The organism is Enterobacter cloacae complex sp. 2024EL-00214 (assembly GCF_043945575.1).
Lineage (GTDB): Bacteria > Pseudomonadota > Gammaproteobacteria > Enterobacterales > Enterobacteriaceae > Enterobacter > Enterobacter cloacae_P.
Map to the genome: position 1 here is coordinate 97,232 of NZ_JBIMRC010000011.1, position 23,133 is coordinate 120,364.

A 23,133-nucleotide genomic window follows, 5' to 3' on the forward strand; every position below is an offset into this window, starting at 1 on the left:
ACGGAAAGAAAGTGCCACAATAGTGGCTGTTTATACAGTATTTCAGGTTTTCCGATGGCTTTAACCGCGGCGCTCAAAGCGCAAATTGGTGCCTGGTATAAGGCGCTACAACAACAGATCCCCGATTTTATCCCCCGAGCGCCACAGCGGCAGATGATTGCTGACGTGGCAAAAACGCTTGCCGGAGACGACGGACGACATCTGGCGATTGAAGCACCGACGGGCGTCGGGAAAACCCTTTCCTATCTGATCCCGGGCATTGCCATTGCGCGGGAAGAACAAAAGACGCTGGTGGTCAGCACCGCCAATGTGGCGCTGCAGGATCAGATCTACAGCAAAGACTTGCCTCTGCTGCGCAAAATTATTCCCGAACTGCGTTTTACCGCCGCTTTTGGTCGCGGGCGTTATGTCTGCCCACGCAACCTGGCGGCGCTCGCCAGTAGCGAACCCACCCAGCAGGATCTGCTGGCGTTTCTCGATGATGAACTGACGCCAAACAATAAGGCTGAACAGGATCGGTGTGCGAAGCTGAAAGCCGATCTCGACAGCTACAAATGGGATGGACTGCGCGATCATACCGATCAGGCGATTGACGACGACTTGTGGCGCAGGCTCAGCACTGATAAAGCCAGTTGTCTGAACCGCAACTGTCACTACTATCGTGAGTGCCCGTTTTTTGTTGCACGGCGTGAAATTCAGGAAGCAGAAGTGGTGGTGGCAAACCATGCTCTGGTCATGGCCGCGCTGGAGAGTGAAGCGGTCCTGCCGGAACCCAAAAACTTGTTGCTGGTGCTCGATGAAGGCCATCATCTGCCTGATGTGGCGCGGGATGCGCTGGAGATGAGCGCTGAAATTACCGCCCCGTGGTTCCATCTACAGCTCGACCTGTTCTGCAAGCTGGTGGCAACCTGCATGGAGCAGTTCCGCCCGAAAACCACGCCGCCGCTGGCGGTGCCTGAGCGGCTGAGCGAGCACTGTGAAGAGGTGTACACGCTCATTTCGTCACTGAACAATATCCTGAACCTTTACCTTCCGGCGACGCAGGAAGCGGAGCACCGCTTTGCCATGGGCGAACTGCCGGAAGAGGTGATGGAGATTTGCCAGCAGCTGGCAAAGCATCTTGAAAAGCTGCGCGGGCTGGCGGAGATGTTCTTAAACGATCTCAGTGAGAAAACGGGCACCCATGACGTGGTGCGTCTGCATCGCGTGTTGTTGCAGATGAACCGCGCACTCGGCATGTTCGAAGCGCAAAGCAAGCTCTGGCGACTGGCCTCCATGGCACAGGCCTCCGGCGCACCGGTCACCAAATGGGCTACCCGTGAAGCGAAAGACGGGCAGGTACATCTTTTCTTCCACTGCGTGGGCATTCGCGTGGCCGACCAGTTGGAAAAGCTCATCTGGCGCAGCGTACCACATGTGGTGGTGACCTCTGCGACGCTGCGCTCCCTGAACAGCTTCTCCCGTTTGCAGGAGATGAGTGGTCTGAGAGAAAAAGCTGGCGACCGCTTTGTGGCGCTGGACTCACCGTTTAATCACTGCGAGCAGGGTAAGCTGGTGATCCCGCGTATGAAGTACGAGCCGCTTATCGACAACGAAGAGCAGCACATTGCTGAGATGGCGGCCTATTTTCGCGAACAGGTAGAGAGCAAAAAATACCCTGGCATGCTGGTGTTGTTTGCCAGCGGACGTGCGATGCAGCGTTTTCTGGAACACGTCACCGACCTGCGTTTACTCCTGCTTGTTCAGGGCGACCAGCCGCGCTACCGGCTGGTGGAGTTACACCGCAAACGCATTGATAACGGTGAGCGCAGTGTGCTGGTGGGGTTGCAGTCTTTCGCCGAAGGTCTGGATCTGAAGGGGGATTACCTCACTCAGGTACATATCCACAAGATAGCCTTCCCGCCCATCGACAGCCCGGTGGTGATCACCGAAGGAGAGTGGCTGAAAAGCCTGAATCGCTATCCGTTTGAGGTGCAAAGTCTGCCCGCTGCGTCGTTTAACCTGATTCAACAGGTGGGGCGTCTGATCCGTAGCCACGGCTGCTGGGGAGAGGTGGTGATTTATGATAAACGGTTGCTTACCAAAAACTACGGTCAGCGGTTATTGAATGCGTTGCCCGTTTTCCCCATCGAGCAACCGGAGGTGCCTGAGGTGAAAAAACGCCCGGCACAACGGGCTGCGGGGCGTAAAAAAAGCATCCGTACCAGGGGGCGCAGCCCTACTGGTAAGTAAAGGTCACCTGTACGATGCTGTTGAATGTGCCGGCAGTGACGGGCATCGAGGTGGCGTAATAACGCGCAGCTAAGGGGAAGTCTGCCGTATGATCGCTTTGATTAATCAGCACGCTAAAACTGGCCTCCGGGGCGATAAGCATTTTATCCGGGCGATCGGCCAGTTCGAGAGCCAGACCGCCAGCTGTGCCGGTATTCGCAAATTTTGTCGGGTGTGCTCCGTCTGCCTGTCCGTGAAACGTGGCGGTGGCAAGCGTTGTGGTGACCGGGCATTTCGAGAGCGTCAGATCAACGTTTTTCCAGACTCCCGTGTCACCGATGTCTTTAAAATCCCCGGACGTCGCCTGGCCGAGATCGACCGTTAAATTTTGGCTGGCACTGTCTACGGAGCAGGTGTTCGCGAAGATGTTCCCCCGCATCTCTACCTGAATATCGTCCGCAATAGCGTTATACGCCAGGCCAAAAAGCAAAATCAGAAGATACTTTTTCATTTATAGCCCAGTGTAATGGTGGCAATGCTGTTGGCAGTGCCAGGGGTTACGTCGGCGGCTATCTGCTCATAAGCCACTTCGAAGGGGATCTCCAGCGTCTGGTTGGCCTGTGCCACTGCGGCGGTGTCCCTGTAGGTACCGAAAACAGGGACTTCGCCATCATATAACATACGAACTCCCACCCCGGTTGCGACACCAGTTTCTGGGGTCAGTTTGATAACGCCAGGAAAATCTGTCTCGTAGCCATTCGCACTCGTCACCATCGCTTCAGGCTGAACGGTGTCGGTGCAATTGACGTCAACATAAAACGTTTTACCGGGTGTCAGCGTGCCGGTGCCTGTAAAATCGCTGACCGGGAAATCACCTAACGTGATCGTCAGGCTTTTTGGCGATACCGAGCAGGTCACTTCGTTAAATGTGACATTCCCTGCGTAGGAGATAACGTTGGGTTCGCCAATCCCCTCATGGCCAAATACGCCAATACCAAACTGGGTTTGTGCCTGAGCCAACATTCCTGATGCGATCTCATTGCTGGTTTTCACCAGCTCAAGTGTGACGTCAAAACTGAAGGATTGCTGCCCGTCGCTGGAGACGTAGCCAATGGGGGTGCCGCGAGAATCACACTGTACGCCACCCGCACCACTGATGCGCTGGCCCTTGTCGTTCATCAACGCGATGCCAATGCCAGGTACGCCCGAGTCATAAACGCCAGTCATGCCCGGGATTTCCGCACCCGTGCCGTAATAGCAGGAGACAATTTCCAGACCACTATCGATGTTTTGATCGCAGTTTCCCGCCACATGCACTGTCTGTTCCGAACCGGGAATGATGGCCCCTACAGCCAGCGTTGTGGAGACCGAAATCGAGGCGACGTTAATCATTTTCGGCATATCCGGAGTGGTACAGGTCGCTTTCGCATGCGGCATAAATAACGCTGCAGTTCCCAGAATCAGTAAAAAAAAGCATTGCTTAATCAATTGCATAATATTTAGCCTGAACGGTGGATCACTGACACTGCGCGGCAGCATTAATGATGCTGGTTTTATCTTTCTCATCCGTTAGCGCGTATTCAGCGACGCAATGCTCGCTGGCACCTTGTCCCCAGTTAACGGAGAGTTTTCCGTGCTGAGGTAAACCGGAGAGGTAAGTCTGGCCGTCGTTGCCAACAATAAACTCGCTGTCCTTATCGTCGGTGGTGACCGTTGCGCCAAAGGGCAGCGGTTTACCGTTTTGCGTCAACGTCATCAGTACCCGACGCCCCACGCGAGTGTTGAAGCTGGCCCGCACCACGGCACCGCGTGTTGGGGTAACAATCTGCGCGGCGTGGGTCACGTCGGCATCGTCTGGTAGCGTTTCGGTATCCAGCGCAATGGTGTTATGACGATAGGCTGTGACAAATGGCACGACGGTATAGCCACGGAAATCGGTCTCGACGCCCGTCTGGTTGGTGATATGGGTACCATGTGTACCGGGTGCTTTCACCAGGGCGATGGTTTCCCCAAGCGGCTGGCTTAGCGTGATACCGTTGGCATGTGCCACAACGCCACCCTGCAGACCCATGTTGACGGTACGCTGATATTTATCCTGACTGATGCCACCACTCACTTCGCCATAGGTGGCCTTATAGTCGGCATTCATGCTGGTGGAGCTACCGCTGCCGGTTGTGCTCAGCCCTTCCTGAATATTCCAGTTAAGATTGTCTTCCTGCAGGGCCGTGCCATTCAGGCCAATGTTCTGCGTGGTACCCTCTTTGGTGTTGTTCAGGTTGTACGTCGCCCAGGTGTTGTGCATCCAGTGATCCAGCGGTACGGAGACACTCAGGGAAAGCTGGTTGTCGTTGGTGACGGACTCCCCATCTTCATCGCTGTCGTTAGTATTCTTGTTCATGCTGTAGCTCAGGCTGTAGCTCACGCCGTGCCAGCTGTTGTTGTAACTGACGCTCATGGAGGTCATGTCCTGGCTCTGGCTCCAGTAGGTCTCTTTGACCAGGCTTAGCGTCACCGATCCCCAGCCTTCACCAAGCGTCTGGTCGATGGTGGCCTCTGTGCGCGCGCGACGCTGCTGGGGGGCAGACCAGTCGTCTGAGCGGGTGTACGACTCCATCGTGTCTTCCAGGGTATAGAAACCTTTACTGTTATAGCGATAGCCCGCCAGAGAGAAGTTGGTGCCAGACCCTGCGAAATCTTTGCTGTAACGTACGCGCCAGGACTGACCTTTACTGGCCTGCTGCTTTTTCAGCAAGGCTTTTGCACGCGTAACGTCGATTGAAAAAGCGCCAAGATCGCCCATGTTTTTACCGGCACCGATGGCCTGCGACTGGTAATGGCTGCTCTGCTGCACGCCGCCATAGGCCGTAAAACCGTAGGGTAAACCATAGATAGCGCTGCCCTGGGCGAACGGAGTTTTCTCTACGTCGCTGTCGTACGAGCGATAACGACCGGCAGTGACGCTATAGCGCAGGTTATGTTCACGTTGCAGCACCGGTACGGAGGCGTAGGGCACCACGAAATGGCTTTCGCTACCGTCGGTTTCTTTCACCGTCACCTGAAGGTCGCCGCTGCTGCCGGTTGGGTAGAGATCGTTAATTTCAAATGCCCCGGGAGCCACGGTATTTTGATAAATGATGTAACCGTTCTGACGCACCATCACCAGCGCATTACTGTGTGCGGTACCGCGAATAATCGGCGCGTAGCCTTTCTCGCTGTCCGGGAGCATGTCACTGTCGGAATTAAGCTGTACGCCGGTGTAGGGTACGCTGTCAAAAACGTCAGCCGGAGAAGAGCTTTGCCCGACCGTCAAACTGCTTTTCATCGCCACAATATCGCGCTGGGCGTAGGTATAAACGGACGAGAACTTTTGCTCTTCTTCTTTACCCGTGGTGCTGCGGTTCCATGTCGAGTAATTTCTCAGCCGCCATGCGCCAATGTTAAGGCCAGGCCGGAGATTCACATACTGGCTGCTGGTATCTTCCTCACCCTGCTGACGCGCATGGCTTTGGCTTGCTGTCGCACTGTAATTGAGCAGGCCGGCAGTGATCCCTTCATCGAACTCTTTTGGGTCAATATAGCCACGTGGAACTTTACCCAGTGCGATTTGTGGAATGCTGAGCAGTAACTGCTGGTTACGAACATGAAAGGTGGCGGACGCCCCTGGGATCGCGTTTAAGTCTGCGCACTGGCCTTTGGCCATTAACCGGGGGTACTTTTTGATTTTAATTCCGAGGCTTTTTAACTCATCCGAAGTAAAGCAAGGCTGGAGTGAATTATTTCCGCTACTGTCCTTTCGTAATCTAAATGTGACATTGCGCGTGTCAATTTTATTATTATTGATAAAGACCGAAACCTGATATTTCCCTGGTGCTTGTCCCGGGCCTTTCTCATAAACAGACAGATCGGTCCTGGTCTGTTGAGGATTGTCAATATCCAGTAATGCCGGGTTAAAATAATCATCAGCCTGGACTTGCGATGCAAAGATAGCCATTGCCAGCACCCACAACAGGAGCAGCAATGAGAATATCTGGCAAGTGCAAGGCTTGTTATTGCTATACATGATTATTTAACATTACCGGCTTACAGAGTGATTAATGGAGTGATGTAGACCAGGTGTGGCTGATGCTGCCGTAATCGGTAATAATTGACCATGCGACGGTATTCCCACCCATATTCGCTGGAAGGGGAAAATGTGTTTCTGTCTTCGGGACGGCCCAGGTTGCTTTTTTCACTTTTTGTCCATTCAGCGTGACGCTCTGGAAGTTCATATAAAAAGGCGTTGGGTTATTGACCACCAGATCATTGCCTTCGCGATGCCATTCCAGTTTATCTGCCACATCTTCCGGCTTACCCTGAATCGAGGAGGGGCGATACAACAATTTAATGCGGGTGTTGATGGCGATTTGCAGGGTATTCATCCCTTCAACATGTTTTGAAGAGGGAATGGCTTTGATATTTAACCAGTACAGCGACTCGCGATCTTCCGGTAAATTCCCACCTGTACGCACAACGCGCAAAACATTATCTTCTTTTGCATCCAGACGAAACAGAGGCGGAGTAATCAGAAAGGGGGCTTTGGCCCGGTTTTTACCACCAGAATCAACCCAGGACTGCACCAGATAATCCGTTGTATCTGGGTTTGAAAGACCAAGAGATGATTCCTTTTTATCTCCCTGGTAAACCAGCCGTGTGCCATTGATAATGACACCTGCATGTGCAGTGGCTGCGACCAGTAAAAGAGTACTCAGTAAATAACCGTGACGCATAAATATTTCTCAAAAAAAATAAGAGATATCAGCCCCTGAACAGTGCTAATATCTCTGAATTGATAATATCAGTTATAAATGACGGTGAAGGTTGAAACAGAGTTAGCCGGGCCAGCAGTCACTGCAGCCTGAGTCTGAATATAACGCGCACCGAACTCCAGATTATTGACGGTCGTACCTGACGCTAACGGATATTGCTGGGAAGGTGTATATAAACTCACTGGCTGCTCTGCTGAATCAACCAACTGAATAGCAACACCTGTTGCCGCATCCACATCTGGCGATAATGCCAGAGTAGAATTATTGTTAGCATCTGGTGTACCACCAAAATTAATGGCAGCAGATGTCACCGTTTCCGGACAATTTGTTAACTGGATATCAAACTTCGTTAATGTGCTGGTGGAGCCTGCGCCGGTAAATACCGTTTTAGATACTTTGCCAAGCTGGACATTCAGCGGATTACTTAACCCATTAACGACCTGACATGCGGAATCAATGATTTCGCCAGTAAAGTTAATTTGACCTTCACCATTTGTTGCCGCAAATGCAGATGCAGAACATCCCACCGTTGCAGCGATAAATAACCCTAAAGCGACCTTGTTCATATTAAATCCTGGTGTATGTCGGGTGACAACGTTGCCTGGACGTTGTCACCGTTGACGCTCAATGACTTTCCGCTGGTTATTTAATCAAAAAATGCATGTCTAAGAATCTTCTGTAGAAATCACAAATAATTTAAATTCTGCTTGTGTTTGGCTTTTTCTTATCATTTCAGTGTGTTGATAAAATACTATCGGCCAGGTCTTCATCAGGGCTATATTGTTAACAAGATGATGCCGTAAGGAGAGATGTCGTGGATTACCGCAAAATTATCAAAGAGGTAGGGCGCGGAAAAAATCATGCCCGCGACCTGGACCATGAAACTGCACGTACACTGTATACCCACATGCTGAACGGTGATGTACCCGAGCTGGAGCTGGGCGGCATTCTGATTGCGCTGCGTATCAAGGGGGAAGGTGAGGCTGAAATGCGAGGCTTTTATGAGGCGATGCAGGCACAAACCCTGCGCTTAACGCCGCCTGTGGCCAAACCGATGCCGATCGTTATTCCGACCTATAACGGTGCGCGCAAGCTGGCGAACCTGACGCCGCTGTTGGCAATTTTGTTGCACAAGCTCGGGTTCCCGGTGGTGGTGCATGGCGTCAGTGAAGATCCAACCCGCGTGCTGACGGAGACCATATTTGACATGTTGGGTATCGAGCCCACCCTGCATGCCGGACAGGCGCAGGCGAAGCTGGATGGGCATCAACCGGTCTATATCCCTATCAAAGCGCTTTGCCCGCCGCTGGAAAAGCAGCTGGATATGCGCTGGCGTATGGGCGTGCGTAACAGTGCGCACACGCTGGCGAAACTGGTGACGCCGTTTGCTGAAGATGCCGCGCTGCGTCTTTCCAGCGTGTCACACCCTGAGTATGTGACCCGCGTCGGGAAATTTTTTGAGGATATCGGTGGCAGAGCCTTACTGATGCATGGCACGGAAGGGGAGGTGTACGCCAATCCGCTGCGTTGTCCGCAACTGATGCTTATCGATGCTGCGGGCACTCGCGCTGTGCTTGAGCGTGGGGAAGAGAATACTGACGTCATTCTGCCGCAGGTAAAAGATCCCCACTCAACTGCACAATGGATTGAGCAATGTCTTGCCGGCCATGTTCCCGTTCCGCACTCGATTAAACTGCAGATGGCTTGCTGCCTGTTGGCCACCGGGGAAGTGGAAACGGTCGAGGCTGGTATGCAGCGTGTAGAACGCGCGTTTTAGGCAAAAAAAAAGCCCGTCCAGTGGCGGACGGGCAAGCAAGGGTAACAAACAGGGTCAATGAGGGTTGGAGCATCTCACCAGAGGGTTCGGTGAGGGTGGAGCATAATGCGTTCGGTTATTTATAGATAACCGCGGTACCGCTCAGCTTGTTGCCGTTGTTTGCGGAAGTGATGGTATAACCACTTGCACCCGCAGCCGCGGCTTTCTCAGCCAGTTTGGCTTCCAGACCGTCCAGCGTGGTTGCGCCTTCTGCACTCACCACACCGATTTTATTCATGCTCTGCGCCTGGGCAGAAGAGACAGGCTCTGCAGCGAATACGCCAAAAGAAAGAGCAGACAGGGCAACAGCAGCAACAGCATATTTGATGGTTTTCATTGTTAATCTCTCGCAGGTTTCTGTTAGGGGACGGTGTTCCGTCGATGTGATGAGTATCACGCTTTTTTTCACCAGAGAAAATCGAAGAGAATTGACGTGGTCGGTCAAAAAAACTGAATGACAAATAACTTATTGAATATTAATAAATTCGGGAGTGTAATTTACACTTCTTGTTGCTGCACTTTACAGAGCGATGGAGAAGGGCACATTTTGCTACGTGTTCAGCTAAAAATCGTGAGCGTAAAGGAAACAACTCAGAGGGTTTACTTAGGTAAAGGAAAGTCAACGTAACTGGCTGTCCTTTGAACCTCTGCGATTATATCCCGCATATGATAAGTTTTTTGAATCTTTATCCTGTTGGCAGGCAATGCATAACCGCACGCCAGGAATGGCTTTACGGCGAGCCTCCGGGATAGGATCTCCGCATTCCTCACATTCATATAAACTTTCGCCGTGTGGTATTTCACCACGAGCGCGAGCAACTGCATCTTCAATTGTACTGTTGATTTGTTCGTTAACGGCGTCGTCATTTGCCCAACCGGAAGCCATTGCATCCTCCTGTGTAAGTCAGATGGGATTAAAAATTATACAACCGGGGAGCGAGAAAAGAGAAACTGCATCTGGCAGGCAGATGCAGTCTGATGGCAGGAAGGCGCTTATTTATAGATAGTGGCGGTACCATACATATGGTTATCCCCTCCGGCGGAGTTCACCACAAATCCTTTCGCACCCTGCTCACGTGCTTTTTCAGCCAGCTTATCCTGTAGGTCGTCAAGGTTGCTCGCATTGCTGACAGAAACCGAGCCTGCAGGTCGCAATTGACTGGTATCCGTGCTGTTTGTCAGAGACTGAACTGACCAGGCGGAGAATGATACTGTTGCAAGTGCACCAGCGATAACAACAAGGGTCAGATACTTTTTCATAATCACATCCTCAGGGGAAACAACGGGTGACTCACCTTAAGTTTAGAAGCCTGGAGAGTGTGATTTAGCGCAAAAATTTGATGATGATCTGCTTATTTTTTGAACAATAATAGTTGTCAATTTATTGACAGATCATAGACATAGAGGTTGCTGATTTATGGCGTGTTTTTGCGTATTGAACAGAGATATTTACCGCTGGGTCTGCAAAGGGTATCTTACGCCGCTGTTTAAAGGAGAATGCCATGACTTCCCAAAAGCCGGGATTGCACCCACGAAATCGCCACCGCAGCCGCTACGACATGAAGGCGCTGTGCCAAAGCTGTCCTCCGCTGCAGGACTTCATTGTGCAGACGCCTGCCGGTGAACCTTCGGTCAATTTTGCTGACCCGCTGGCGGTCAAAATGCTGAATAAAGCGCTGCTGGCGCATTTTTACGGTGTCACGCACTGGGATATTCCGGAAGGCTTTCTCTGCCCGCCCGTGCCGGGGCGTGCCGATTATATCCACCATCTTGCCGATCTCCTGGCAGAAGATCATGACGGCGTGATCCCGCAACAGGCCACCGTGCTGGATATCGGTACCGGGGCGAACCTGATTTACCCGTTGATCGGTGTCCATGAATATCACTGGCGCTTTACCGGCAGTGAAATCGGTGCAGAGGCATTTTCCAGCGCGCAGGCGATCGTTAACGCGAATGCGGGGCTAAGCCGGGCCATTCGTCTGCGCAGGCAGAAAGAGGCGAATGCCATTTTCAACGGCATTATTCACAAGAATGAACAGTACGATGCCACAATGTGCAACCCGCCGTTCCATGATTCAGCGGCTGCCGCCCGCGCGGGCAGCGAGCGTAAGCGTCGCAATCTGGGTCAGGATGAAGATGCCGCGCTGAACTTCGGTGGCCAGCAGCAGGAGCTGTGGTGCGAGGGCGGTGAAGTAGCGTTTATTCTGCGCATGATTGCAGAAAGTAAACCGTTCGGCCGTCAGGTTAAATGGTTTACAACCCTGGTGTCCCGTGGCGATAACCTGCCGCCACTCTACCGTGCATTGAGCGAAGCTGGCGCGGTGAAAGTGGTGAAGAAAGAGATGGCGCAAGGCCAGAAACAGAGCCGCTTTATCGCCTGGTCGTTTATGGACGATAACAAACGTCGTAAATAATCCGCAGACCGGGGAAGGCGTCGCCACTCTCCGGCTTGTTCCCCCGGTTTACGGCGGCTGTGTGGTGAACGATACGCCAGAGAACACTCTGAAAAAAAAGCCGGGCTCTGCATTCGCATACCCGGCTTTTTCGAACGTTGGCGTATTACGACACGTGCTGCAGGAACTCCTGCAAACGCTGGCTTGGCGGGTTTGCAATCAGTTCTTGCGGATTACCGTCTTCCGCGATACGACCTTTATCAATAAAGATCAGACGGGAAGCCACCTTCTCAGCAAAGCCGATTTCGTGGGTGACGATAACCATCGTCATTCCTTCCTCTGCCAGATCCTGCATGACTTTCAGCACTTCGTGGCGCAATTCAGGGTCGAGCGCCGAGGTTGGCTCATCAAACAGCATCATTTTCGGTTTAACTGCCAGCGCACGGGCAATCGCCACACGCTGCTGTTGACCACCGGACAGCTCTGAAGGGTAGTGGTGCGCACGTTCTGCCAGGCCAACTTTGGCCAGCAGATCTTTTGCCAGCGCTTCTGCAGCCGCTTTGTTGGCACCGCGCACGCGCAGTGGGCCAAACATCACGTTTTCCAGCGCCGTGAGGTGCGGGAACAGGTAGAACTGCTGGAACACCATGCCCGCTTCCTGACGAATCAGACGGTCATCCACTTTCGGGTCATTCACCTTCAGACCATCGACGATCAGATCGCCGCTGGTTATCTCTTCCAGCTTGTTGATGCAGCGTAGCAGAGTGGACTTACCGGAGCCGGATGGCCCGATAATGACCACCACTTCACCCTGTTTGATGTTCAAATCGATATTGTGCAGCACCTGGGTTGGGCCAAAGTGCTTGGAAACGTTTTTAAATTCAATCACAGGATTTTCATCCTTCTTTCAAGACGACGCAGAACGAAGCTCAGAACCAGAGTGATGACCAGGTAGACAACGGCTACCGCACTCCAGATTTCCAGTGCACGGAAGTTGCCCGCAATAATCTCCTGGCCCTGACGGGTCAGTTCAGCAACGCCGATAACAATGAACAGCGACGTATCTTTAATACTGATGATCCATTGGTTACCCAGCGGTGGCAGCATGCGGCGCAGCGCCAGTGGCAGAATAACGTGGCGGATCGTTTCGCGACGGGACAGGCCTAATGCCAGACCAGCTTCGCTGAAACCTTTATGAATCGACAGAACGGCACCACGGGTAATTTCCGCGATGTAGGCACCGGAGTTGATCATAATAGTCACGACGGCGGCACTGAACGGGTCAATGCGCAGGTCAGTAAAGGCCATTGGCAGGGCGAAATAGATGAACATGACCTGGACGACAATAGGGGTGCCGCGGATCACTTCGATGAAAACCAGTGCGATGTGGTTTGCAATCCAGCCGCCGTAGGTGCGGGCGAAACCGGCGACAAGACCGATAATCAACCCACCAACCAGACCGAGGACCGAAATCCACAGGGTCATTTTAGCGCCTTCAAGCAAGATAGGAATGGCAGGCCAGATGGCGCTCCAGTCAAACTGCATGATAGTTTCCTGTTACTGTTACCGTGTTTCAAAAATATCAGGGGCGAAAGGTCGCCCCCGAGTGAACATTATTTTTTTAAGAATAATTATTTAGGCTCGGTACCGAACCATTTTTTGTAGATTTCGTTGTACGTGCCGTTCTCTTTCAGGGTTTTCAGCGCGCCGTTAACTTTGGTACGCAGATCGTCGCTGCCTTTCGGGAACGCAATACCGTACTGCTGTGCTTCCAGAGATTCACCTACCGCTTTGAACTTGCCGTTACCTGCTGTTTTGATGAAGTACAGGATGTTAGGGGTGTCGTGCAGAACAGCGTCAGCACGGTTGGTGCCCAGTTCCATGTAGGCGTTATCGATGTTCGGGAACTGACGCAGGTCTTTGGTTTTGATGTTAGCTTTCGCGTAATCAACGGAACCCGTGCCGCTCTTCACTGCCACCACTTTACCGTCGAGGTCTTTCACGCTTTTTACGTCATTATTATCGGCTTTCACCATCACCAGCAGGCCGCTTTTGTAGTAGCCGTCGGAGAAGTCGATCGCTTTTTTGCGTTCTTCAGTAATGGTGATGCCTGCCAGTGCTACATCAACGTTTTTGGTTTGCAGTGCCGGGATGATACCGCTGAAATCCATAGGCTTCAGGGTGTAATCCAGTTTGAGCTCTTTTGCTACCGCAGCCCACAGATCCACATCAAAACCAACGTATTTATCACCCTGTTTGAATTCAAACGGAACGAACGCCGTGTCGGTCGCTACAACCAGTTTGTCGGCAGCCTGAGAAGACACCGCAAAAGCCAGGGTAAGTGCAGCCAGTGAAACTTTTAATACAGACTTCATAGCATTTCCTTTTATATCCACGGGGCGATCCCCTGCGAGAACAACAGGCACAATGAAAAAATCGTGCCAACTTTACAAGCCATTGTTTTTCAAAGGGGATGGTGTCATGCATTGCACAATAAATGTGGCAATGATGTTCTGTTGCACCAGGATGGAGCACCATTTTGGTGCGCTTCGTTTGACGCAACTGACGGGGTGCTATTTAGCGCAAATTCTGACGAAAAAACAATCTTCCATTAACGGTTGTGTGAGGTGATTATTACATTTTCTTCACTTTTGCACTGTCTCAGGAAAAAAATGCGCACCATAAATGTGCAAAACCCTCACCGGTGGCGAGGGTTTGGGAGAAAATGCACAGGAATTACGCGATGTTAGATTCAATAAACCACAGGAATTTGTCCAGGTCGCGAGAGGCGGCAGTGAAAATGTCAGCGGTGTCTTCGTCTTTCGTTTCAGAAATGGCTTTGCGGACGTCGTTGGCGACAACCGCATAACGATCGGCCAGCTCTTTCAGGTGATCCTGAACCGTATGGATCTCCAGCGGGTAGCTTTTCAGCGGCGTTTTACTGTTGATAACCTGCGTAGTGCCCAGGGCTACGCCCCCCAGCTGCACGGCACGCTCTGCCATTGTGTCAAGATGATCGGTCAGTGCTGTACGGAAGCCATCCAGCATTTCATGTACGGCAATAAAGTTTGCACCACGCATGTTCCAGTGGGCCTGTTTGGTGATCAGCGACAGGTCAATGAACTGGATCACCTGACGATTAAGCAACTCAACCGTCGCTTTTTTATCGCTATCTGATACATCGTTGCGGGTATAAAGCAGATTAGACGCTTTTGTTTTCACCAGCTTAGCGGTACTCATAATCTCATATCCTCTTGATGTTAGTGCCCCATGAATTAACGAGATTGAGTATAGCACCGGATTTATGCAGTACAGTTTTGGTGTTGCCTATCGCTTTAATAGTAAAGCACATTGTTTTTTATTAGTGCATTGTTTTTGTGGTGATTTTTTTTATTTTATGAGATGGTTTTTATAATTGCATTGGTAAGTGTTGTTATCTGCAATTTTATTTCGTGGTGATGTCAAAAATGTGAGGAAATAATTCAGTGAGCGGTTCTGGCTTCTATTCTGCATGGCTATTTAGCCATGCAGAATAGAGTGCGTCAGTTAATATCGACTTTTTCGACTTTGCTCTCCCGATTCAGGGTGAGCGTGGATCCCATAGATGCGGCAATAATGGAGCAGAGTGCCAGCGTCTGGGTGAATGTCAGGGTTTCTCCGAGGAAAACCATACCGGAGATGGCGGCCAGTGCAGGCTCCATGCTCATCAGTGTGCCAAATATGCGTGTCGGGAGACGCGTGAGGGCAATCATCTCCAGAGAATAGGGAAGTGCTGTTGACAGAATGGCGACAGCAAGCCCGATGGGCATGACCGACCATTGCCAGATGGATGCCGTAGCCTGCGCCATGCCGATTGGAACAAAGACGATGGCAGCAATTAATGAGCCCAGTGCGACGGTCGCCGGGCCATGCTCTTCCCCGGCGCGCTGGCCAGAAAGGATATAAACCGCCCAGCCGGCTCCTGCACCCAGTGCCAGCGCCGCACCTTTCAGATCAATGTGTGAGACATTCTGACCCAACGGTAACAGGAACCATAGCCCCAGAACGGCTAACACAACCCAGATAAAATCGACCGGACGACGAGAAGAAAAGAGCGCTACGGCCAGCGGGCCGGTAAATTCAAGCGCGACGGCGATCCCCAGAGGAATGGTCTGGATGGAGAGATAGAACATATAGTTCATTGCCCCCAGCGACAGCCCGTAAAACAGCAGAGGTAAACGCTGCTCTTTTCTGAAGCGCAATCGCCAGGGTTTGAAGATGACCACCAGAATCAGGGTCCCTAATACGATACGCAGCGCTGTGACGCCCGGTGCACCGACCAGTGGAAACAGCGATTTTGCCAGCGATGCGCCGCTTTGAATGGACAACATCGCGATGAGTATTACAGCAACCGGCAACCATACTGAAGCCTTGCGGGGTGACCCTGGCATCCTTTCTCCCGTCAGTTTATGTCAAGTGGGGTAAAAGCTGCAGTGTAATGGAAATATGCCGTAACGGTTGAGGCCCCGTTGAAAAAAAACGGTGTGAGATCCGTAAAATGGTTAAGCGCGGGTGGATTTATCGTCTGTCTGATTAGGAATAATCTGGATGAATGTAACAGCACAGGCGCGCACTATTGGTGTTTTGAAGTGGAAATTCTATGTTATTTGAATGAGATAGCTAAAGCTTGAAATGTTCTGTTACAGGAAAGGTTTTGTTAGACATCACGAATCACAAAGAGTTTCACAAGAATTTTTGATATATTGAAAACTTACGGATTTACTTGAAGCACATTTGAGGTGGTTATGAAAAAAATTGCATGTCTTTCAGCACTGGCCGCAGTTCTGGCTGTTTCCGCAGGTACCGCTGTAGCTGCTACTTCTACCGTTACCGGTGGTTACGCTCAGAGCGATATGCAGGGCGTGATGAACAAAGCTAACGGTTTCAACCTGAAATACCGCTACGAGCAGGACAACAGCCCGCTGGGTGTGATCGGTTCATTTACTTACACTGAAAAAGACCGTTTCGACGACAGCGCTTATAACAAGAGCCAGTACTACGGTATTACCGCAGGTCCTGCTTACCGTCTGAACGACTGGGCAAGCATCTACGGTGTTGTTGGTGTTGGCTACGGTAAATTCCAGCAGACCGAAAACGAAGGTGCTAACCGCACTGCAAGCACCAGCGACTACGGTTTCTCTTACGGTGCGGGTCTGCAGTTCAACCCAATCGAAAACGTTGCTCTGGACTTCTCCTATGAGCAGAGCCGTATCCGCAGCGTTGACGTTGGCACCTGGATCGCGGGCGTAGGTTACCGCTTCTAATCACTCCGGTGAGCCAATAAAAAATCCGCCCAATGTGGCGGATTTTTTTTTGCTGTTCCCCCTCATCCCAGTCCTCTCCCCAAAGAGGAGAGGGGGGGCATCCGTGCAGCCTTTTGGGCTTGTGGAAGATGTCACTTACTCTTTATATCGAATACATCCGTTCCCAGATGGGTATAGTCAACTTTCTGTAACTTGAAGTTGGTAATGTAAACTGGGGGAGCCTTCTTACCTGAGACAAACGGGTAACTATTTTTAATCTGTTCCGCAGTAATCCCCGTCCACTGCGAGAAGAATTCCAGGAAATCATTCGCGGAACGACGCGCTTTGATGATGCGGTGCGTTTTGTCATCACTCGACAGCACCATAAACGGCACCTGGAAGTTCTGCTGGAACTGGTCATCATGGGCCAGGTACTGTACCTCTTTGCCACGTTCCTTAAACGCCAGCCCGTGATCCGAGAAATAGACCAGCGAGAAACTGTTGCCAGTATTGCGGAGCTGGTCGTACAGCTTGCTGAGCAAATCATCGGTTTGCGTCATGGTATAGAGGTAGCATGAGGTCTCTCTGGATTGCACGAACTCAGCGTATTTTCCCTGCGTGCGATCGCATGCCTGCGGGTGTGAGCCCATCAGATGCAGAACAATCAACTGAGGCTGGGTATGCTGAGTGGCAAAGACCTGAGACGTCATTTTCAGCAACGCTTCATCTTTGGTGTTTTTATCGGCCTGGAAATCACCGTTTTTCAGGAACTGCACTTCATCGGCACGCTTTGCAATACTGGCGATGGCCGTATCGTATTCGCCAATTTGACCCTGGTTGGAGAACCACCATGTCTGGAAACCTGCACGGTTAGCCAGAGTGACAAAGTTATCCTGGTACTGCGGTTTACCATCGACCACGCGGTTCAGCGTCAGGCCAAGTGATTTCTGCGTCGAGCCGCTGGCCGCCACATAATCGGTAAACAGGGTGCCATTGACCGTACTCGCAAACGGCGTGTTGTCCCAGTGTCCGCCAAACGCGCCCATCGCATCGCGGCGTGCGCTTTCGCCGATCACCACGACATAGGTGTGGTACTTCGGTTTTACGGCCAGCACGTTCCAGGTGTCTTTCATCGTGGAAAGCTCGGCCATGCGTGCCTGTTCGTCGAGAACCTCTTGATTGTTGACGACGACGTCTTTTACAAAACGGAATACCGGATAGCCGGTATCTTTCAGCTTAAATACACCTCCCCAGGCAAGATTTTGCACGGGGGCGACAAAAATAGTGGCGATACTGAATACCAGACACAGGTGTTCAATTTTGCTCCATGTTTTTTTCTCTTCCGCTTTGCGGCGAACGGCAATAACGCCAAGCGCGAAGATGAACAGGGCAACCACATAGCTGTACCACGGGAAGATCGTCAGGATCTCTGTCGACTCTTCCATATTGGTCGAGTGTAGTGCCAGCAAGGTATTAAAGTTTGGCGCGCCATAGGCCTGGCCAAACGGGAAATAGAAGGCGGCGACCAGCGAACAGAGCCCGATTAACGTTTTCTGCACGCGCGGAGCGCTCCGCCACAGTAAATGCAGTATGCAGGTGAAGGCAGCGGTGTAGAGCAGGCTAAAAGGATAGCCCAGCGCAAAGTTAATCAGCAACGATTGCAGAAAGTAGAACCCCGTCCACGGGCTTAAGGCCCGGCTGCGGGTAACAAGTGTTTCTTTCAGGGTTAAATTCATAGGTCACTATCATGCATGAAAACGCCATGTGCTCACCCTGGCGTCGAGGGTCAAAACCTGCCTGACAGTGCGTGGAGAGGGAATGAGGGTCCGCTTCAGCGAGCCGCAAATTGTGCAGGGCAGCAAGAAGATAGTGCGAGCGTTAACTAAGGTCAACAGTTGCTAAGCAGATGTTTTGCGAAGGGGATTGCAAATCCGTGAAAAAGATCGGGAATTACGCGGCCTGGAGCCAGTTTACGGAAGAATTATGACGGAAAAATGAAGCGGCGTACCGCGACGCCGCTTAGTGGGAAGGTTTATCGTCCTGATGCGGTTTCTGACTAAACATATCGCACAGCATGTTCAGCAGCATTAAGCGTACTTTAAAAGGAGAGTGAGTAAACACGGTCATACACCTCTTGAATTCATTCATAAGACCTCCTGATTTTTGACCCCTTCGATCCGTGAAAGGTGACTGCATTACGTACAGATATAGCACAGGCTATATTTTATAGCTATGGCTATTTCGTTAATTTTTTGTGCTTGTGAAGTGATGGTTTACAATGTGTGTTCTCGATTCCGGGCGCTGGAAGCGTCACCCTACTGAGGAAGTGCAATGAACCGTCGCGCAGGTAAGCCAACAATAATAAAAACGACGCAACTGGTGAATGTCGAAGAACATGTCGAAGGTTTTCGCCAGGTACGTGAAGCGCACCGGCGTGAACTGATCGATGATTATGTCGAGCTGATTTCCGATTTGATCCGTGAAGTGGGAGAAGCCCGTCAGGTTGATATGGCGGCCAGGTTGGGTGTCTCGCAACCCACCGTTGCCAAGATGTTAAAACGGCTGGCATCTGTGGGCTTAATTGAAATGATCCCCTGGCGCGGTGTATTCCTGACGCCGGAAGGGGAAAAGCTGGCGCAGGAGAGCCGCGAGCGCCATCAAATCGTCGAGCATTTTTTGCTGGTGCTGGGCGTCAGCCCGGAAATTGCCCGTCGGGATGCGGAAGGAATAGAGCACCATGTCAGTGAAGAGACGCTGGCGAAATTCCGCGAATTTACACTCAACGCCGGGATTTCTGCAGAATGAGGCTTCCCGGACTCCAGGCACTGGCTCGCGATCGTTTTTTTCATCTTTTATTAATTATTGGTGCAGGGCTGAGTGCTTTTGTACCGTTCGCGCCACAGACCTGGCCTGCGGTAATTGACTGGCGTACGATAATTACCCTGAGCGGCTTAATGATGCTCACCAAAGGGGTGGAACTGAGCGGTTACTTTGATGTGCTGGGGCGTAAAATGGTGCGCCGCTTTGCCACTGAGCGCAAACTGGCCCTGTTTATGGTCTTTTCCGCTGCGGTATTGTCCACCTTCCTGACTAACGATGTGGCGCTGTTCATTGTGGTGCCGCTGACGCTCACGCTGCGGAGGCTCTGCGAGATCCCGGTCTCCCGCCTGATCATCTTTGAGGCACTGGCCGTGAATGCCGGTTCGCTTCTGACACCCATCGGTAACCCGCAAAACATTCTTCTCTGGGGTCGCTCAGGCCTGTCGTTTGCCGCTTTTACCTGGCAAATGGCACCGCTGGCGCTGGTGATGGTGCTTTCGCTGCTGGTGGTCTGCTGGCTGGCGTTCCCCGATACAAAACTGCAGTACCATAGCGGAACCCCGGGCCCGGAATGGCTGCCTCGTCTGGTCTGGAGTTGTCTGGGCCTTTATATCGTCTTCCTCACGGCACTGGAGTTGAAACAGGAACTGGCTGGGGTGTTACTGGTGGCCTGCGGATTTCTGCTCCTCGCAAGACGCGTGCTGGTGAGCGTCGACTGGACATTGTTACTGGTTTTTATAGCCATGTTTATTGATGTCCATTTGCTTATCCAGCTTCCGGTGCTGCAAAACGTTCTGCATGGCGTCAGTAGCCTGTCGCAGCCGGGGCTGTGGCTGGCGGCGATTGGCCTGTCGCAGTTTATCAGTAACGTTCCCTCGACCATCTTACTGCTCAACTATGTTCCCCCTGACACGCTGCTGGCCTGGGCGGTTAATATCGGTGGATTTGGGTTACTCCCCGGTTCGCTTGCCAACCTGATTGCCCTGCGAATGGCGAATGACCGCCGTATCTGGTGGCGCTTCCATTTATGGTCACTCCCGATGCTGGTTTGGGCTGTGGCGGCTGGTTTCGGTTTATTCCTTCTCGTATAGCCGTCTCCTGTAATGAACTGTCAAACCCTGCATGGAAAAAGATTCAGAGGATTGGGCAAGAAACGGACAGAAACGCCACATTCGCGTTCGCTGAGGGGCGGGTATAACTATCAGGCACTCATCAAACAAAATGCGAGGAATGTCTTATGCGTTATCAAAAACTCGGCAATACCGGTTTGTTTGTTTCTGAACTGTGCCTCGGCACCATGACATTCGGCGGTGAAGGTGGCATGTGGGGCAAGATTGGCCAGCTGCAGCAACGTGAAGCCGAGCAGCTGGTGGGTCGCGCGCTGGATGCCGGGATCAATTTCATCGATACCGCGAACGTCTATTCAGAAGGTCGCTCGGAGGAGATCACCGGGCAGGCGCTGAAAAACCTGAAGATCCCGCGTGAAAATGTTGTTGTCGCCACTAAAGTGTTTGGCGAGACCGGTACGGCGGGCGTGAACTCACGCGGCAACTCACGCTATCACATTATCAGCAGCGTGAAAGAGAGCCTGCGTCGCCTGCAGCTTGATCATATCGATCTCTACCAGCTACACGGATTTGACCCCGCGACGCCCATCGAAGAGACGCTTTATGCGCTGGATAACCTGGTGCAGCACGGCCACGTGCGTTATATCGGCGTCTCTAACTGGGCGGCATGGCAGATTGCCAAAGCGCTGGGCATTTCCGAGCGTCTTGGGCTGGCACGTTTTGCCTCTTTGCAGGCGTATTACACCATTGCCGGTCGTGACCTGGAGCGCGAGCTGGTGCCGATGATGCAGAGCGAAGGTGTCGGGCTGATGGTCTGGAGCCCGCTGGCGGGTGGCCTGCTGAGCGGAAAATATGACCGCGACGGCCAGAGCGAAGCCGGTGGACGTCGCCTGGAGTTTGACTTCCCGCCTGTGGAGAAAGAGCGTGCCTTCGACTGTGTTGACGTGATGCGCACCATTGCCGAAAGCAAAGGCGTTTCCGTTGCACAGATCGCGCTGGCGTGGCTGCTGCATCAGAAAGTGGTCAGCAGTGTGATCATTGGCGCGAAACGAGTCGACCAGCTGGATGACAACATTGCCGCAACCGGGATCCGGTTAAGCGAAGAAGAACTTAAACAACTTGATGCTGTGAGCGCACTGCCACGGGAATATCCGGGCTGGATGCTGGAGCGACAGGGCGAATATCGTCGTAATCAGTTAGCACAGCAGTAACCCTTCTTTTCCCCGGTGGGCTTCGCTTACTGGGGCTTTTTTTCTGCCCATCTCACAAAAAACGATCCTTCTCTTTGATTGATTTTTCATCTTCGCCTATATGACTAGTCATGAAATTTAAATGACTAGTCATATAGGGAGAAACCATGAACCAATCACTGCCAGTCAACTTTTTATGGGGTAATTCGGTATCCAGCATGCAGACGGAAGGGGCATGGAACGAGGGGGGAAAGGGGATGTCGGTGTACGACATTCGCGAAGCCGGGGAAAACATCTCCGACTGGAAGGTGGCGACCGACTCCTACCACCGCTATCGGGAAGATTTCGATCTGATGCAGGATCTGGGCATGAACTGCTACCGCTTTCAGATAGCCTGGAGCCGCGTCTGTCCGCAGGGTGACGGGGATTTCAACGATGAAGGCATCGCGTTTTATGACCGCTTTATCAACGATCTGATCGCCCGCGGTATTGAGCCGATGATCTGCCTCTACCATTTCGATATGCCGCTGGCACTGGCGCAGGAGTACAACGGTTTTAACGATCGTCGGGTGATGGACGCCTTTATCCGCTACGGTAAAAAGATGATCGACTGCTACGGTGATCGCGTGAAGTACTGGTTGACCTTCAACGAACAGAACATCTTCCATATGCCGGAAGCGTTTCGCATTTCCGGCTACATGAAAGGCGAGAAAACCCTGCGCGAGCTGTATGAACTACAGCACCATACAATGGTGGCGCACATGGCGCTGACCGAGTATCTGCACCAGACCAGACCGGGTCAGCTGATGGGCGGTATGCTGGCGCACCAGCTGATTTACCCGGCCACCTGCAAACCGCGCGATATCTTCTGTGCGCAACAATATGACGAGTTTCTCAATCAGAACCTGCTGCGTGTCTTTGCCGGTCAGGGCTACAGTCCGGCGGTGATGGCGGTGGTGGAACAGGAGGGCTTTGGTGATATCTACCGGGCCGAAGATCTTGCCCTGCTGGGGCGTACCAGGAATGACTTTATGGCCTTTAGCTATTACGCCAGCAAAACGCTGGACAGTGATGCTATTCCGGAAGGTACGCCGGTTAACGATTACCTGCTGCACGGCGAGAAAAATAACCCTTACCTTAAAGCGACCGAGTGGAACTGGCAGATCGATCCGCTGGGCTTTCGCACCATCATTACCCGCTACTACAACGACTGGCGGATGCCGGTATTCCCGATTGAAAACGGTATCGGGGTGATTGAGTCCTGGGACGGTGTGAACCCGATCGAGGATACTTACCGTATCGACTACCACCGGGCGCACATTGATGCCATGAAAGCCGCGATGGTTGAGGATGGCGCAGAGGTGATTGGCTATCTCGGCTGGGGCTTAATCGACATTCTTAGCTCACAGGGAGACATGCGTAAGCGCTACGGCGTGGTCTATGTCAACCGTGAAAACCATGACCTGAAAGACCTGAAACGTGTGCCGAAGAAGAGCTACGCGTGGCTGAAACAGGTTATCCATACCAACGGACGCGAAATGTAAGCCGT

Annotated in this window: 23 protein-coding genes; 8 read left to right on the forward strand and 15 right to left on the reverse strand. The window is 52.1% G+C overall.

Annotated elements, in window-relative coordinates; all coding sequences use genetic code 11:
* Positions 1-54 precede the first annotated feature (54 nt).
* Complete coding sequence (gene dinG, locus ACHHZ6_RS13870; RefSeq protein ID WP_395122412.1) at positions 55-2,232, forward strand: ATP-dependent DNA helicase DinG; 2,178 nt, start codon at positions 55-57, stop codon at positions 2,230-2,232.
* Here dinG and ACHHZ6_RS13875 read toward each other — a convergent pair.
* From ACHHZ6_RS13875 to ACHHZ6_RS13895, 5 genes are all read right to left on the reverse strand, one after another.
* Complete coding sequence (locus ACHHZ6_RS13875; protein WP_182274213.1) at positions 2,219-2,722, reverse strand: fimbrial protein; 504 nt, start codon at positions 2,720-2,722, stop codon at positions 2,219-2,221. The genes dinG and ACHHZ6_RS13875 overlap by 14 nt on opposite strands.
* Complete coding sequence (locus tag ACHHZ6_RS13880; protein ID WP_182274214.1) at positions 2,719-3,705, reverse strand: fimbrial protein; 987 nt, start codon at positions 3,703-3,705, stop codon at positions 2,719-2,721. The genes ACHHZ6_RS13875 and ACHHZ6_RS13880 overlap by 4 nt, the downstream gene beginning before the upstream one ends.
* Positions 3,706-3,727: 22 nt before the next feature.
* Entirely contained in the window at positions 3,728-6,271 is a 2,544-nt protein-coding gene (locus ACHHZ6_RS13885; RefSeq protein ID WP_182274215.1) for a fimbria/pilus outer membrane usher protein, read from the reverse strand.
* Positions 6,272-6,302: 31 nt separating this feature from the next.
* Entirely contained in the window at positions 6,303-6,977 is a 675-nt protein-coding gene (locus tag ACHHZ6_RS13890; protein WP_182274216.1) for a molecular chaperone, read from the reverse strand.
* A 68-nt stretch (positions 6,978-7,045) separates the two neighbouring features.
* Positions 7,046-7,582, reverse strand: a complete 537-nt coding sequence (locus ACHHZ6_RS13895; RefSeq protein ID WP_182274217.1) for a fimbrial protein — start codon at positions 7,580-7,582, stop codon at positions 7,046-7,048.
* 248 nt (positions 7,583-7,830) lie between these two features.
* Between ACHHZ6_RS13895 and ybiB the strand changes: the two genes are divergently transcribed.
* Positions 7,831-8,793, forward strand: a complete 963-nt coding sequence (gene ybiB / locus ACHHZ6_RS13900) for a DNA-binding protein YbiB (RefSeq protein WP_182919651.1) — start codon at positions 7,831-7,833, stop codon at positions 8,791-8,793.
* A gap of 115 nt (positions 8,794-8,908) precedes the next feature.
* Here ybiB and ybiJ read toward each other — a convergent pair whose 3' ends face one another.
* The 3 genes from ybiJ to mcbA all read right to left on the reverse strand — a co-directional run bounded on the left by ybiJ (position 8,909) and on the right by mcbA (position 10,092).
* On the reverse strand, positions 8,909-9,169 hold the full coding sequence (ybiJ, locus tag ACHHZ6_RS13905; protein ID WP_182274219.1) for a DUF1471 family protein YbiJ: 261 nt from the start codon (positions 9,167-9,169) through the stop codon (positions 8,909-8,911).
* A 282-nt stretch (positions 9,170-9,451) separates the two neighbouring features.
* Positions 9,452-9,718, reverse strand: coding sequence for a DksA/TraR family C4-type zinc finger protein (locus ACHHZ6_RS13910; protein WP_395122416.1), 267 nt, complete (start codon positions 9,716-9,718; stop codon positions 9,452-9,454).
* A gap of 107 nt (positions 9,719-9,825) precedes the next feature.
* Positions 9,826-10,092, reverse strand: coding sequence for a DUF1471 family periplasmic protein McbA (gene mcbA / locus ACHHZ6_RS13915; RefSeq protein ID WP_182274221.1), 267 nt, complete (start codon positions 10,090-10,092; stop codon positions 9,826-9,828).
* A 242-nt stretch (positions 10,093-10,334) separates the two neighbouring features.
* Between mcbA and rlmF the strand changes: the two genes are divergently transcribed.
* The gene (gene rlmF / locus ACHHZ6_RS13920) at positions 10,335-11,246 is read left to right on the forward strand and encodes a 23S rRNA (adenine(1618)-N(6))-methyltransferase RlmF (RefSeq protein WP_182274222.1); all 912 of its coding nucleotides are present in this window, start codon (positions 10,335-10,337) and stop codon (positions 11,244-11,246) included.
* A 145-nt stretch (positions 11,247-11,391) separates the two neighbouring features.
* Here the strand turns inward: rlmF and glnQ are convergent, their stop codons facing one another.
* From glnQ to rhtA, 5 genes are all read right to left on the reverse strand, one after another.
* Complete coding sequence (gene glnQ / locus ACHHZ6_RS13925) at positions 11,392-12,114, reverse strand: glutamine ABC transporter ATP-binding protein GlnQ (RefSeq protein WP_014069454.1); 723 nt, start codon at positions 12,112-12,114, stop codon at positions 11,392-11,394.
* Positions 12,111-12,770 (reverse strand): glutamine ABC transporter permease GlnP, encoded by a 660-nt coding sequence (gene glnP / locus ACHHZ6_RS13930; RefSeq protein WP_182274223.1) that lies wholly within the window; start codon positions 12,768-12,770, stop codon positions 12,111-12,113. Before glnP ends, glnQ begins: the two co-directional genes overlap by 4 nt.
* An 86-nt stretch (positions 12,771-12,856) precedes the next feature.
* Positions 12,857-13,600, reverse strand: a complete 744-nt coding sequence (gene glnH / locus ACHHZ6_RS13935) for a glutamine ABC transporter substrate-binding protein GlnH (RefSeq protein WP_182274224.1) — start codon at positions 13,598-13,600, stop codon at positions 12,857-12,859.
* 361 nt (positions 13,601-13,961) lie between these two features.
* Positions 13,962-14,465 carry a DNA starvation/stationary phase protection protein Dps gene (dps, locus tag ACHHZ6_RS13940; protein ID WP_182274225.1) on the reverse strand — a complete coding sequence of 168 codons (504 nt, stop codon included), beginning with the start codon at positions 14,463-14,465 and terminating at the stop codon, positions 13,962-13,964.
* Between the two features lie 302 nt (positions 14,466-14,767).
* Positions 14,768-15,655 (reverse strand): threonine/homoserine exporter RhtA, encoded by an 888-nt coding sequence (rhtA, locus tag ACHHZ6_RS13945; protein WP_182274226.1) that lies wholly within the window; start codon positions 15,653-15,655, stop codon positions 14,768-14,770.
* A 354-nt stretch (positions 15,656-16,009) separates the two neighbouring features.
* Here rhtA and ompX point away from each other — a divergent pair, with 354 nt between their 5' ends.
* Complete coding sequence (ompX, locus tag ACHHZ6_RS13950; RefSeq protein WP_182274227.1) at positions 16,010-16,528, forward strand: outer membrane protein OmpX; 519 nt, start codon at positions 16,010-16,012, stop codon at positions 16,526-16,528.
* Between the two features lie 131 nt (positions 16,529-16,659).
* Here the strand turns inward: ompX and ACHHZ6_RS13955 are convergent, their stop codons facing one another.
* Both ACHHZ6_RS13955 and mntS read right to left on the reverse strand, forming a co-directional pair.
* Entirely contained in the window at positions 16,660-18,243 is a 1,584-nt protein-coding gene (locus ACHHZ6_RS13955) for a phosphoethanolamine transferase (protein WP_182919655.1), read from the reverse strand.
* 283 nt (positions 18,244-18,526) lie between these two features.
* Complete coding sequence (mntS, locus tag ACHHZ6_RS13960) at positions 18,527-18,655, reverse strand: manganase accumulation protein MntS (RefSeq protein WP_182274229.1); 129 nt, start codon at positions 18,653-18,655, stop codon at positions 18,527-18,529.
* Between the two features lie 183 nt (positions 18,656-18,838).
* Here mntS and mntR point away from each other — a divergent pair, with 183 nt between their 5' ends.
* The 4 genes from mntR (at position 18,839) to ACHHZ6_RS13980 (ending at position 23,128) form a co-directional block, all read left to right on the forward strand.
* Complete coding sequence (gene mntR / locus ACHHZ6_RS13965; RefSeq protein ID WP_182274230.1) at positions 18,839-19,312, forward strand: manganese-binding transcriptional regulator MntR; 474 nt, start codon at positions 18,839-18,841, stop codon at positions 19,310-19,312.
* Positions 19,309-20,418 carry an SLC13 family permease gene (locus ACHHZ6_RS13970; RefSeq protein ID WP_395122419.1) on the forward strand — a complete coding sequence of 370 codons (1,110 nt, stop codon included), beginning with the start codon at positions 19,309-19,311 and terminating at the stop codon, positions 20,416-20,418. Before mntR ends, ACHHZ6_RS13970 begins: the two co-directional genes overlap by 4 nt.
* Positions 20,419-20,564: 146 nt before the next feature.
* On the forward strand, positions 20,565-21,605 hold the full coding sequence (locus tag ACHHZ6_RS13975) for an aldo/keto reductase (protein ID WP_395122421.1): 1,041 nt from the start codon (positions 20,565-20,567) through the stop codon (positions 21,603-21,605).
* A 146-nt stretch (positions 21,606-21,751) separates the two neighbouring features.
* A complete protein-coding gene (locus ACHHZ6_RS13980; RefSeq protein ID WP_196391031.1) occupies positions 21,752-23,128 on the forward strand; it encodes a glycoside hydrolase family 1 protein in 1,377 nt (458 codons plus the stop codon).
* Positions 23,129-23,133: the final 5 nt, after the last annotated feature.

What these genes read in the sequence shown, in the direction of transcription:
- dinG (WP_395122412.1), top strand. Translation starts at nt 55, where the DNA reads ATGGCTTTAACCGCGGCGCTCAAAGCGCAAATTGGTGCCTGGTATAAG.
- ACHHZ6_RS13875 (WP_182274213.1), bottom strand. Translation starts at nt 2,722, where the DNA reads ATGAAAAAGTATCTTCTGATTTTGCTTTTTGGCCTGGCGTATAACGCT.
- ACHHZ6_RS13880 (WP_182274214.1), bottom strand. Translation starts at nt 3,705, where the DNA reads ATGCAATTGATTAAGCAATGCTTTTTTTTACTGATTCTGGGAACTGCA.
- ACHHZ6_RS13885 (WP_182274215.1), bottom strand. Translation starts at nt 6,271, where the DNA reads ATGTATAGCAATAACAAGCCTTGCACTTGCCAGATATTCTCATTGCTG.
- ACHHZ6_RS13890 (WP_182274216.1), bottom strand. Translation starts at nt 6,977, where the DNA reads ATGCGTCACGGTTATTTACTGAGTACTCTTTTACTGGTCGCAGCCACT.
- ACHHZ6_RS13895 (WP_182274217.1), bottom strand. Translation starts at nt 7,582, where the DNA reads ATGAACAAGGTCGCTTTAGGGTTATTTATCGCTGCAACGGTGGGATGT.
- ybiJ (WP_182274219.1), bottom strand. Translation starts at nt 9,169, where the DNA reads ATGAAAACCATCAAATATGCTGTTGCTGCTGTTGCCCTGTCTGCTCTT.
- ACHHZ6_RS13910 (WP_395122416.1), bottom strand. Translation starts at nt 9,718, where the DNA reads ATGGCTTCCGGTTGGGCAAATGACGACGCCGTTAACGAACAAATCAAC.
- mcbA (WP_182274221.1), bottom strand. Translation starts at nt 10,092, where the DNA reads ATGAAAAAGTATCTGACCCTTGTTGTTATCGCTGGTGCACTTGCAACA.
- rlmF (WP_182274222.1), top strand. Translation starts at nt 10,335, where the DNA reads ATGACTTCCCAAAAGCCGGGATTGCACCCACGAAATCGCCACCGCAGC.
- glnP (WP_182274223.1), bottom strand. Translation starts at nt 12,770, where the DNA reads ATGCAGTTTGACTGGAGCGCCATCTGGCCTGCCATTCCTATCTTGCTT.
- glnH (WP_182274224.1), bottom strand. Translation starts at nt 13,600, where the DNA reads ATGAAGTCTGTATTAAAAGTTTCACTGGCTGCACTTACCCTGGCTTTT.
- dps (WP_182274225.1), bottom strand. Translation starts at nt 14,465, where the DNA reads ATGAGTACCGCTAAGCTGGTGAAAACAAAAGCGTCTAATCTGCTTTAT.
- rhtA (WP_182274226.1), bottom strand. Translation starts at nt 15,655, where the DNA reads ATGCCAGGGTCACCCCGCAAGGCTTCAGTATGGTTGCCGGTTGCTGTA.
- ompX (WP_182274227.1), top strand. Translation starts at nt 16,010, where the DNA reads ATGAAAAAAATTGCATGTCTTTCAGCACTGGCCGCAGTTCTGGCTGTT.
- ACHHZ6_RS13955 (WP_182919655.1), bottom strand. Translation starts at nt 18,243, where the DNA reads ATGAATTTAACCCTGAAAGAAACACTTGTTACCCGCAGCCGGGCCTTA.
- mntS (WP_182274229.1), bottom strand. Translation starts at nt 18,655, where the DNA reads ATGAATGAATTCAAGAGGTGTATGACCGTGTTTACTCACTCTCCTTTT.
- mntR (WP_182274230.1), top strand. Translation starts at nt 18,839, where the DNA reads ATGAACCGTCGCGCAGGTAAGCCAACAATAATAAAAACGACGCAACTG.
- ACHHZ6_RS13970 (WP_395122419.1), top strand. Translation starts at nt 19,309, where the DNA reads ATGAGGCTTCCCGGACTCCAGGCACTGGCTCGCGATCGTTTTTTTCAT.
- ACHHZ6_RS13975 (WP_395122421.1), top strand. Translation starts at nt 20,565, where the DNA reads ATGCGTTATCAAAAACTCGGCAATACCGGTTTGTTTGTTTCTGAACTG.
- ACHHZ6_RS13980 (WP_196391031.1), top strand. Translation starts at nt 21,752, where the DNA reads ATGAACCAATCACTGCCAGTCAACTTTTTATGGGGTAATTCGGTATCC.